A 10,373-nucleotide genomic window follows, 5' to 3' on the forward strand; every position below is an offset into this window, starting at 1 on the left:
GTTCCGGCACCTACCGGCTGGACGCTGCAGAAATCAGACGGTGAAGCCGAGGGCGCGCAGCTGCTCGCGGCCGTCCTCGGTGATCTTGTCGGGACCCCACGGCGGCATCCAGACCCAGTTGATCTTCAGGTCCTCGACCAGCCCGCTCTTGACCAGCGCACCGCGGGCCTGCTCCTCGATCACGTCCGTCAGCGGGCAGGCCGCCGAGGTCAGCGTCATGTCGACGGTGGCGACGGAGCTCTCGTCCACGGAGATCCCGTAGACCAGGCCGAGGTCCACGACGTTGATGCCGAGCTCGGGGTCGACGACGTCACGCATCGCCTCCTCGAGATCGTCGATCACGGCCTGCTGCTCGGGGGTCAGCGGCGCGGCCGGCTCCTGCTCGGCGGTCGCCTGCTCCGGCGTCTGCTCGCTCGCCTGAGTGTCGGTCATGATGAAGCTCCTCCGGTCTGAGCCGGCACGCTGGTGCCGCTGCCGTCTCCGTCAACAATTCGAACAACGGCATCCTTGAATGCCATCCAGCCCAGCAGCGCGCACTTGACGCGGGCCGGGTACTTCGACACCCCCGCGAAAGCGATGCCGTCGCCGATCAGGTCCTCGTCGCCCTCGACGGTGCCCCGGCTGGTGATCATCGAGTCGAACGCATCCACCGCGACCAGTGCGTCCTCGACCGCAAGGCCGACCACCTGGTCGGTGAGCACCGACGTCGCCGCCTGGCTGATCGAGCAACCCTGCCCGTCGTACGAGACGTCCGCGACGCGGCCGTCGTCGGTGAGCGCTACCCGCAGCGTGATCTCGTCACCGCAGGTCGGGTTCACGTGGTGCACCTCGGCGCCGAACGGCTCCCGCAGGCCCCGGCCGTGCGGGTGCTTGTAGTGGTCCAGGATCACTTCCTGGTACATCTGCTCCATTCGCACGTCAGGACGCCCCGTCGATCGGTGCGGTCTCCGGCTCGTCGACCACCGGCTCACTCGCCGCGGTGACGCCGAAGAACTCCTGGGCGCGGCGGATGCCCGCGGCCAGGGCGTGCACCTCGTCGGCGGTGTTGTACACGGCGAACGACGCCCGGGCGGTCGCGGCGATGCCGAACCGCTTGTGCAGCGGCCACGCGCAGTGGTGGCCGACGCGGATGGCGATGCCCTCGTCGTCGAGGATCTGCCCCAGGTCGTGCGCGTGGATGCCGTCCACCACGAACGACACCGCGCCGCCACGGTTCTCGGTGGTCAGCGGTCCGACGATCCGGACGCCGTCGATGCCGCCGAGCAGCTCGAGCGCCAACGCCGTCAGCTCGTGCTCGTGCGCGGCGACCGCGTCCATGCCGATGCCGTCGAGGTAGCGCACCGCGGCGCCGAGCGCGACCACCTGAGAGGTCATCGGGACGCCGGCCTCGAACCGTTGCGGCGGGGCCGCGTAGGTGGTGGCCTCCATCGTGACGGTCTCGATCATCGAGCCGCCGGTGATGAAGGGCGGCATCGCCGTGAGCAGCTCCCGCTTGCCGTAGAGCACGCCGACGCCGGACGGTCCGAGCATCTTGTGCCCGGAGAACGCCGCGAAGTCGACGTCGAGGCCGTGGAAGTCGACCGGCATGTGCGGCACCGACTGGCAGGCGTCCAGCACCACCAGCGCGCCGACCGCCCGCGCCCGCCGCACCAGCTCGGCCACCGGCGCGACCGCCCCGGTGACGTTCGACTGATGGGTGAACGCGACGACCTTGACGGCGTCGGTGAGCTCGAGCGAGTCGAGATCGATGCGACCGTCGTCGGTGACGCCGTACCAGCGCAGGGTCGCACCGGTCCGCCGGGCCAGCTCCTGCCACGGCACCAGGTTTGCGTGGTGCTCGAGCTCGGTGACGATGATCTCGTCGCCCGGGCCCACGTGCCGTTCGAAACGGTCGTCGCCGAGCACGTAGGTCACCAGATTCAGCGACTCGGTGGCGTTCTTGGTGAACGTCAACTCGTCCGGATCGGCGCCGACAAACGCGGCGATGGCCGCCCGCGCGCCCTCGTAGGCGTCGGTCGCCTCCTCGGCCAGCTGGTGCGCACCGCGGTGCACAGCCGCATTGCAGGTGGTGAGGAACTCGCGTTCGGCGTCGAGCACCTGGACCGGTCGCTGCGAGGTGGCGCCGGAGTCCAGGTACACCAGGGGCTTCCCGTCCCGCACCGTGCGGGCCAGGATCGGGAAGTCCGCCCGGATGCTGGTGACGTCCAGCGCGCGCACGGTGCTGGTCATGGAACTAGGCCCCTGCCGCCGCGGCCTGCGTGAACCGGACGTAGCCGTTGGTCTCGAGCTCGTCGGCCAGCTCGGGGCCGCCCGACTCGACGACCTGGCCGCCGACGAACACGTGCACGAACTGCGGCTTGATGTAGCGCAGGATGCGGGTGTAGTGGGTGATCAGCAGGACGCCGCCGTGCTCGCGCTCCTGGTACCGGTTGACGCCCTCGGAGACGATCCGCAGCGCGTCGACGTCGAGGCCGGAGTCGGTCTCGTCGAGGATCGCGATCTTCGGCTTGAGCAGGCCCAGCTGCAGGATCTCGTGCCGCTTCTTCTCGCCGCCGGAGAAGCCCTCGTTGACGCTGCGCTCGGCGAAGGTCGGGTCGATCTCGAGCTCGGTCATCGCCTCCTTCGCCTCCTTCACCCAGTGCCGCAGCTTGGGTGCCTCACCGCGGACGGCGGTGGCGGCGGTGCGCAGGAAGTTCGACATCGAGACGCCGGGCACCTCGACCGGGTACTGCATGGCCAGGAACAGGCCGGCGCGGGCGCGCTCGTCGACGCTCATCTCGAGCACGTTCTCGCCGTTGAGGGTGATCGAGCCGGAGGTGATCTCGTACTTGGGGTGACCGGCGATCGCGTACGACAGCGTCGACTTGCCGGAACCGTTGGGGCCCATGATGGCGTGGGTCTCCCCCGAGCGGACCGTGAGGTTCACGCCCTTGAGAATGTTGATCGGCTCGGCGTTCTCGTCGGTCTGCGCGACGCGAACGTGCAGGTCCTTGATCTCCAGAACGGAGGTTTCAGGGGTAGTCATTCAAGAATTCCTTTGAGAAGTGTTGTGTCGGCGACTAATTCGGCGTGACGATCAGACGCCGACCGCGGCGAGCTCGACCTCGATGGCGGCTTCGAGGCGCTCGCGCACCTCCGGTACGGCGATGCGGTTGATGATCTCGTGGAAGAAGCCGCGGACCACCAGACGGCGGGCCTGGTCCTCCGGGATGCCCCGCGAGCGCAGGTAGAACAGCTGCTCGTCGTCGAAACGCCCGGTGGCACTGGCGTGTCCGGCGCCGACGATCTCGCCGGTCTCGATCTCGAGGTTCGGCACCGAGTCGGCGCGCGCCCCGTCGGTGAGCACCAGGTTCCGGTTGAGCTCGAAGGTGTCGGTGCCCTCGGCCTCGGCCCGGATCAGCACGTCGCCGACCCACACGGTGTGCGCGTCGTGCTTGCCCGAGTGCGGGTCGCCCTGCAACGCGCCCTTGTAGACGACGTTCGACTTGCAGTGCGGCTGCGAGTGATCCACCAGCAGGCGCTGCTCGAAGAACTGTCCGGCATCGGCGAAGTACAGGCCGAGCAGTTCCGCGTCGCCGCCCGGTCCGTCGTACTTGACGACCGGCGTGAGCCGGACGAGGTCACCGCCGAGGGACACCGAGGTGTACCGCAGCACCGCGTCGCGGCCGAGGCGGGAGTGGTGCGCGGCGACGTGCACGGCGTCGTCGGCCCAGTCCTGCACCGCGACGACGGTCAGCTTGGCGCTGTCGCCGAGGACGAACTCGACGTTCTCCGCGTAGGTTCCGCTGCCACGCTGATCCAGCACGACGGTGGCCTTCGCGAAGGCCTCCAGCCGCACCTGCAGGTGACCGTAGGCGACCTTGTCGGCGCCGGGGCCGGTCACCACGATGTTGACCGCGTCGGCGATCTCGCGCTCGGTCCCGACGGTCACGACGGTCGCGGACTCGAAGCTGGAGTACGCCTGCGCGGCGACGCGATCGGCGGGCACACCGGCCTGCCCGAGGCGCGCGTCGTCACGGCCGACGGTCTCGACGGTGACGCCGTCGACGGCCTGGACCTCCACGGTGACCGCGCCGGAGGTGACGGCCGAGCCGTCGTGCAGGCCGCGCAGCCGGCGCAGCGGGGTGAACCGCCAGGCCTCGTCGCGGCCCGCGGGGATCTCGAAGGCGTTGACGTCGAACGAGGTGAACACCTCGCCCTTGTTGGTGGCGGGACGGGCGGTGTTCTCGCCCGCGACCGCGCCGATGACTCCTGTTGTGGGGTTGCTCACTAGCCAACCGCCCCTTCCATCTGCAGTTCGATCAGGCGGTTGAGCTCGAGGGCGTACTCCATCGGCAGCTCCTTGGCGATGGGCTCGACGAACCCGCGCACCACCATGGCCATCGCCTCGTCCTCGGTGAGGCCGCGGCTCATCAGGTAGAACAGCTGGTCCTCGGACACCTTGGACACGGTCGCCTCGTGGCCCATCGACACGTCGTCCTCGCGGATGTCGACGTACGGGTAGGTGTCGGAGCGCGAGATCTGGTCGACCAGCAGCGCGTCACACTTGACGGTCGCCTTGGAGCCGTGCGCGCCCTTGTTGACCTGGACCAGGCCGCGGTAGGAGGCGCGGCCGCCGCCGCGGGCGACGGACTTGCTGACGATGGTCGACGAGGTGTGCGGCGCCAGGTGCAGCATCTTCGCGCCGGTGTCCTGGTGCTGGCCCTCGCCGGCGAACGCGACGGAGAGCACCTCGCCGCGGGCGTGCTCGCCCATCATCCACACGGCCGGGTACTTCATGGTGACCTTGGAGCCGATGTTGCCGTCGATCCACTCCATCGAGCCGCCCGCGTCCACCTTGGTGCGCTTGGTCACCAGGTTGTAGACGTTGTTCGACCAGTTCTGGATGGTCGTGTAGCGGCAGTGGCCGCCCTTCTTGACGATGATCTCGACGACCGCGGAGTGCAGCGAGTCGGACTTGTAGATCGGCGCGGTGCAGCCCTCGACGTAGTGCACGGAGGCGTTCTCGTCGACGATGATCAGGGTCCGCTCGAACTGGCCCATGTTCTCGGTGTTGATCCGGAAGTAGGCCTGCAGCGGGATGTCCACGTGCACGCCCGGCGGTACGTAGATGAACGAGCCGCCCGACCAGACCGCGGTGTTGAGCGCGGAGAACTTGTTGTCGCCCGCCGGGATCACGGAGCCGAAGTACTCCTTGAACAGCTCCGGGTGCTGCTTGAGCCCGGTGTCCGTGTCGAGGAAGATCACGCCCTGCTTCTCGAGGTCCTCGCGGATCGAGTGGTAGACGACCTCGGACTCGTACTGCGCCGCGACACCGGCGACCAGGCGCTGCTTCTCCGCCTCCGGGATGCCGAGCTTGTCGTAGGTGTTCTTGATGTCCTCGGGCAGGTCCTCCCAGGACTCCGCCTGCTTCTCGCTGGACCGCACGAAGTACTTGATGTTGTCGAAGTCGATGCCGTCGAGGTTCGAGCCCCAGTGCGGCATCGGCTTCTTGTCGAAGGTCTTGAGCGCCTTGAGCCGGATGTCGAGCATCCACTCGGGCTCGCTCTTCTTGGCCGAGATGTCCCGCACGACGGCCTCGGACAGACCGCGCTGCGCGCTGGCGCCGGCGACGTCGGAGTCGGACCAGCCGTAGCCGTAATGGCCGAGCGAGGCGATGGCCTCGTCCTGCGTCAGGCCTGCTTGCTGTCCGGCTGCCTGGTCTTGGGTGACGGTCATGCGAGCTCCTTCCGGAGTCTTGTTGCGTACCGATGCGGGCTGGGCACCGGCGGGGGGTTGCTACTTCGCGTTCTGTGTTGCTGGGGGGCTCGACGTCGCTGAGTGCCTCAACGGCGCGGGCACGCCGATCCGGTCAGGTCGCTTCCTGATGCGTCGCGGCCGGTGGGACGAGCGGAACGTGCGTCGTGCAGGCGCAGTCTCCGTTCGCGATGGTCGCCAGGCGCTGCACGTGGGTGCCGAGCAGTTCCGCGAAGGCCTGCGTCTCCGCCTCGCACAGCTCCGGGAACTCCGAGGCCACGTGCGAGACCGGGCAGTGGTGCTGGCAGATCTGCACCCCGTTGCCGACGGGTCTGGTGGTTGCGGCGAAGCCGGCGCTGGTGAACGCGTCGGCGATGGCGTCGGCGGTGGCCTCGACCTCGCCCGCGTCGTGCTTGGCGACGGGGTCGATGTCCGCGACGATGGTCTGGACGCGGCGCCGAGCGAACTCGACGATCGCGTCCTCGCCGCCGACCTCGCGGAGCTGGCGCATCGCCGCGCCGGCAAGGTCGTCGTAGGAGTGGCCGAGCCGCGAGCGACCCGCGGCGGTCAGCTGGAACTGCTTGGCGGGCCTGCCGCGGCCCTTCTGCTGCCAGCTGGCGGACCTGGTCGAGCGGGCCTCACCCGCGTCGATCAGGGCCTCGAGGTGACGGCGAACGCCCGCGGCGCTCAGGCCCAGGTTGGTACCGATCTCGGTGGCGGTGATGGGTCCCTGCTCGAGCAGCAGCTGCACCACCGCGGCCCGGGTGTGCCCCTCGTGGCTCATCGCGCTGGGCGTCGACGCACCACCGCGCGCAGGAAGAACAGGCGCACTGCCTGCGACTTCACTCCGCGACTCGGGGGCCGGTGCCGTTTTCACAACACCAGTGTGACGGAATTGTCTGCGCCGGTCCACCAAGGGTGCCCTGCATTACACCGCTACTCTTCACGCTGTGCCGAAGACCGACGACGCACCGGACGCCGGTGACACCCCAGGCGCCGGTCCCGGCTCCACTGCCCCGCACGAGTTCCGCGACCGCGTGCTGACCCTCGGTCGGCGTGCGCTCGGCATCGACGGCCGCCACCACGGCTTCGAGGTGTCCAGCCTGCACGGCGACGAGCCCGAAGCCCCCGGCCTCAACCCTCGCGAGACCGCCCAACTGCGCGGAGTCCGGCGGTTCGGCGCGACCGGCGCCCTGCTCATGGCCCTCGGCGCGCTCGGCGCGGGTGCCCAGCCCGTGTTGCAGAACCCGGTCCAGGGCCTGCGCATTCTCGGCCTGCCCGCACGGATGCCGAGCGTCGCCATGACCATCACCCTGACCGGCAGCGCGATGGTCGTGCTCGCCTGGCTGCTGCTGGGCCGGTTCGCGATCGGCAACTTCCGCGAGGGGACCGCGATTCGGCGGCTGACCCGATCGCAGATGGACCGCACCCTGCTGATGTGGGTGATTCCGCTCACGGTCGCCCCGCCGATGTTCAGCAAGGACGTCTACTCCTACCTCGCGCAGAGTGAGATCGCCGCTCGCGGACTCGACCCGTACGCGATCGGCCCGGCGGGCGCGCTCGGCGTCGACCACGTCCTGACCCGGACAGTGCCGAACATCTGGCGCGACACGCCGGCCCCGTACGGCCCCCTGTTCCTCTGGATCGGCAAGGGCATCTCGGCGCTGACCGGCGAGAACATCGTCGCGGGGATCTTCCTGCACCGGCTGCTCGCGCTGGTCGGCGTGGCCCTGATCGTGTGGGCACTGCCGCGACTGGCCAAGCGATGCGGAGTGGCCAGCGTGACCGCCCTGTGGCTCGGCGCCGCCAACCCCCTGCTGCTGTTCCACCTGGTCGCGGGGATCCACAACGAGGCGCTCATGCTCGGACTGATGCTCGCCGGCATGGAGATCGCGCTGCGAGCGGTCGAGGGCGCCGACCCGATCCGGGGCAGATCGCTGACGTATCTGCTGTCCGGCGTGGCACTGATCGCGCTGTCCTCCACCGTGAAGATCCCGTCGCTGCTCGCGCTCGGGTTCCTCGGCATGGCACTGGCCAGGCGCTGGGGCGGCCGAGTGCGATCGGTGGTCGCCGCAGCCGCCCTGCTGCTCGCCGTGACGGCGGTGGTCGTGCTCGCCGTCAGCCTGGCCAGCGGGCTCGGACTCGGCTGGCTCAGTCTCGACACCCTCGGCACCGCCAACGAGGTGCGCAGCTGGATGTCGCTGCCGACGCTGCTCGGTCTCGGGACCGGACTCGCCGGGGTGCTCCTCGGCCTCGGCGACCACACCACGGCGGTGCTCAGCCTGACCCGTCCGATCGCGGCGCTGGCCGCGGCGTTCGTCGCGTTGCGAATGCTCGTGGCCGTCCTCGTCGGCCGGATCCACCCGGTCGGCGCGCTCGGCGTCTCGCTCGGCGTGCTGGTCCTGCTGTTCCCGGTCGTTCAGCCCTGGTACCTGTTGTGGGCCGTCATCCCGCTGGCCGCCTGGGCGACGCGGCCGGCGTTCCGCCTCCCGGCGATCGCGTTCTCCTCGGTGGTCAGCCTCATGGTCATGCCGAACGGCGGCGAGTACCAGCCGTTCGTGATCGTGCAGGCCGCCATCGTCACCATCCTCGTCTGCGGATCACTCATCTTCGTCACCCGGAACCGGCTGCCGTGGCGCTCCGACTCCGGGGCGTCGAACCAGCGGCAAACTGCCGACGCCTAGGCTGGGACCCCGTGAGCTCTCCGGCGTCGAACGCGACGCACCCCGTTCTCAGCCTCGACGGCGTGGTGAAGACCTATGGCGGCGTCACCGCCGTCGACGGCCTGGACCTGTCCCTCGAACGCGGCCAGGTGCTGGCGCTTCTCGGACCCAACGGCGCGGGGAAGACGACCACCGTCGAGATGTGCGAGGGCTTCCTGCGCCCCGACGCCGGCACCGTGCGGGTGTTCGGGCTCGACCCGATCGCGGACTCCGGCGAGGTGCGCGCGCGCATCGGCGTGATGCTGCAGGGCGGCGGCGCCTACCCGGGATCGAAGGCCGGCGAGATGCTCGACCTGGTCGCCGCGTACTCGGCCAACCCTCTCGACCCGCAGTGGCTGCTGCGGGAACTCGGACTCTCCGATGCGGTCCGCACCCCGTACCGGCGGTTGTCCGGCGGTCAGCAGCAACGACTGGCCCTGGCCTGCGCGTTGGTGGGCCGCCCCGAACTCGTCTTCCTCGACGAGCCGACCGCCGGACTCGACGCGCAGGCGCGGCTGATGGTGTGGGAGCTGATCGAGGCGCTGCGCCGCGACGGCGTCGCGGTGCTGCTGACCACCCACCTGATGGACGAGGCGGAGGCGCTCGCCGACCGGCTGGTGATCATCGACCACGGCCGGATCGTCGCGGAGGGCACGCCGAGCGAACTGACCCGGCACGGCGCCGACGGCCAGCTGCGGTTCTCCGCGCCCCAGCACCTCGATCTGAGCGGTCTCGAGACCGCACTGCCCGCGGGCTTCGTCCCGCGCGAGCTGTCCCCCGGAAACTACGTCGTCGAGGGCGAGATCAATCCCGGCGTACTGGTCACCGTGACGAGCTGGTGCGCGGAACTGGACGTACTGGCCACCGAACTGCGCGTGGACCAACGCCGGCTCGAGGACGTCTTCCTCGACCTCACCGGCAAGGAGTTGAGGGGTTGAGCATGACCGACCAGGACCGCCTCGCGGACAACCGTTTCGCACCCGGGACCTTCACCGCCGACCCGAAACCCAACGCGCCGCTCCCGATGCTCGCCGCGCAGACCAAGCTCGAGCTCACCCTGCTGCTGCGCAACGGCGAACAGCTGCTGCTGGCGTTGTTCATCCCCATCACCCTGCTGATCGGGCTCTCGCTGATGCCGATCGGCGATCTCGGCGACCCGCGGGTGGACCGGGTGCTGCCGGCCGTGATGATGGTCGCGATCATGTCGATCGCCTTCACCGGCCAGGCCATCGCGGTCGGATTCGACCGCCGCTACGGCGCGCTGAAACGCCTCGGCGCCACCCCGCTGCCGCGGTGGGGCATCATCGCGGGCAAGAGCGCGGCCGTGGTGATCGTCGTCGCGCTGCAGTCGATCATCCTGGGCGCCATCGGGTTCGCGCTCGGCTGGCGGCCCGACGTGACGGGACTCCTGCTGGGTGCGGTCGTCATCGCACTCGGTACCGCCGCCTTCGCCGCACTCGGACTGCTCCTGGGCGGGACGCTGCGCGCGGAGATCGTGCTCGCCCTCGCAAACGTGCTGTGGTTCGTGATGGCCGGCATCGGGAGCGTGGTGTTCGCCTCCGCCGACTCGATTCCCGGTTCGCTGCACACCGCGGCGCGGCTCGTCCCCTCCGGCGCACTCGCGGAGGCGCTCGACCACGCACTGTCCGGCTCGGTCGACGTCTTCGCGATCGTGGTGCTCGCCGTGTGGGGTTCGGTCGCCGCGTGGCTGGCGACGCGACTGTTCAAGTTCACCTGATACCGAATCACCCCGAAACGTATTAGTTCTCACATGCGAACGGGCATCATGCGTCAGTGCCGAAGAACACTCTGCGCATCGCCGCCTCGCTGACCCCTGCCCGCCGGCGAACGCGTCGAGAACAGCATCTCCACCTCCCCCAACGGCACCTCGGTCGCCACCACCCACGCGCTCTACCAACTGTCCACCGGACCGGA

At 69.5% G+C, this 10,373-nt stretch carries 10 protein-coding genes; 3 read left to right on the top strand and 7 right to left on the bottom strand.

The window, feature by feature from the left end:
* Positions 1-33 precede the first annotated feature (33 nt).
* The 7 genes from ACFXGJ_RS22270 to ACFXGJ_RS22300 form a co-directional block, all read right to left on the bottom strand.
* Positions 34-432 (bottom strand): metal-sulfur cluster assembly factor, encoded by a 399-nt coding sequence (locus ACFXGJ_RS22270; protein WP_378624937.1) that lies wholly within the window; start codon positions 430-432, stop codon positions 34-36.
* Positions 429-917, bottom strand: a complete 489-nt coding sequence (gene sufU / locus ACFXGJ_RS22275; RefSeq protein WP_378624940.1) for a Fe-S cluster assembly sulfur transfer protein SufU — start codon at positions 915-917, stop codon at positions 429-431. Before sufU ends, ACFXGJ_RS22270 begins: the two co-directional genes overlap by 4 nt.
* A gap of 1 nt (position 918) precedes the next feature.
* Positions 919-2,229 (bottom strand): cysteine desulfurase, encoded by a 1,311-nt coding sequence (locus ACFXGJ_RS22280; RefSeq protein WP_378624943.1) that lies wholly within the window; start codon positions 2,227-2,229, stop codon positions 919-921.
* A gap of 4 nt (positions 2,230-2,233) precedes the next feature.
* Positions 2,234-3,025 carry a Fe-S cluster assembly ATPase SufC gene (gene sufC / locus ACFXGJ_RS22285; RefSeq protein WP_378423644.1) on the bottom strand — a complete coding sequence of 264 codons (792 nt, stop codon included), beginning with the start codon at positions 3,023-3,025 and terminating at the stop codon, positions 2,234-2,236.
* Between the two features lie 51 nt (positions 3,026-3,076).
* Entirely contained in the window at positions 3,077-4,270 is a 1,194-nt protein-coding gene (gene sufD, locus ACFXGJ_RS22290; protein WP_378624947.1) for a Fe-S cluster assembly protein SufD, read from the bottom strand.
* Positions 4,270-5,718, bottom strand: a complete 1,449-nt coding sequence (gene sufB, locus ACFXGJ_RS22295; RefSeq protein ID WP_378624950.1) for a Fe-S cluster assembly protein SufB — start codon at positions 5,716-5,718, stop codon at positions 4,270-4,272. The genes sufD and sufB overlap by 1 nt, the downstream gene beginning before the upstream one ends.
* A gap of 133 nt (positions 5,719-5,851) precedes the next feature.
* Positions 5,852-6,649, bottom strand: coding sequence for a helix-turn-helix transcriptional regulator (locus ACFXGJ_RS22300; protein ID WP_378624952.1), 798 nt, complete (start codon positions 6,647-6,649; stop codon positions 5,852-5,854).
* 127 nt (positions 6,650-6,776) lie between these two features.
* Between ACFXGJ_RS22300 and mptB the strand changes: the two genes are divergently transcribed.
* The 3 genes from mptB to ACFXGJ_RS22315 are packed head-to-tail and all read left to right on the top strand — an operon-like array spanning position 6,777 to position 10,176.
* On the top strand, positions 6,777-8,420 hold the full coding sequence (gene mptB / locus ACFXGJ_RS22305) for a polyprenol phosphomannose-dependent alpha 1,6 mannosyltransferase MptB (protein WP_378624962.1): 1,644 nt from the start codon (positions 6,777-6,779) through the stop codon (positions 8,418-8,420).
* Positions 8,421-8,431: 11 nt separating this feature from the next.
* Positions 8,432-9,376 (top strand): ABC transporter ATP-binding protein, encoded by a 945-nt coding sequence (locus ACFXGJ_RS22310; protein ID WP_378624955.1) that lies wholly within the window; start codon positions 8,432-8,434, stop codon positions 9,374-9,376.
* Positions 9,377-9,378: 2 nt separating this feature from the next.
* Positions 9,379-10,176 carry an ABC transporter permease gene (locus ACFXGJ_RS22315; RefSeq protein ID WP_378624957.1) on the top strand — a complete coding sequence of 266 codons (798 nt, stop codon included), beginning with the start codon at positions 9,379-9,381 and terminating at the stop codon, positions 10,174-10,176.
* The last annotated feature ends 197 nt before the right edge of the window (positions 10,177-10,373 follow it).

Source organism: Rhodococcus sp. NPDC059234, from assembly GCF_042754225.1.
GTDB lineage: Bacteria > Actinomycetota > Actinomycetes > Mycobacteriales > Mycobacteriaceae > Rhodococcus_G.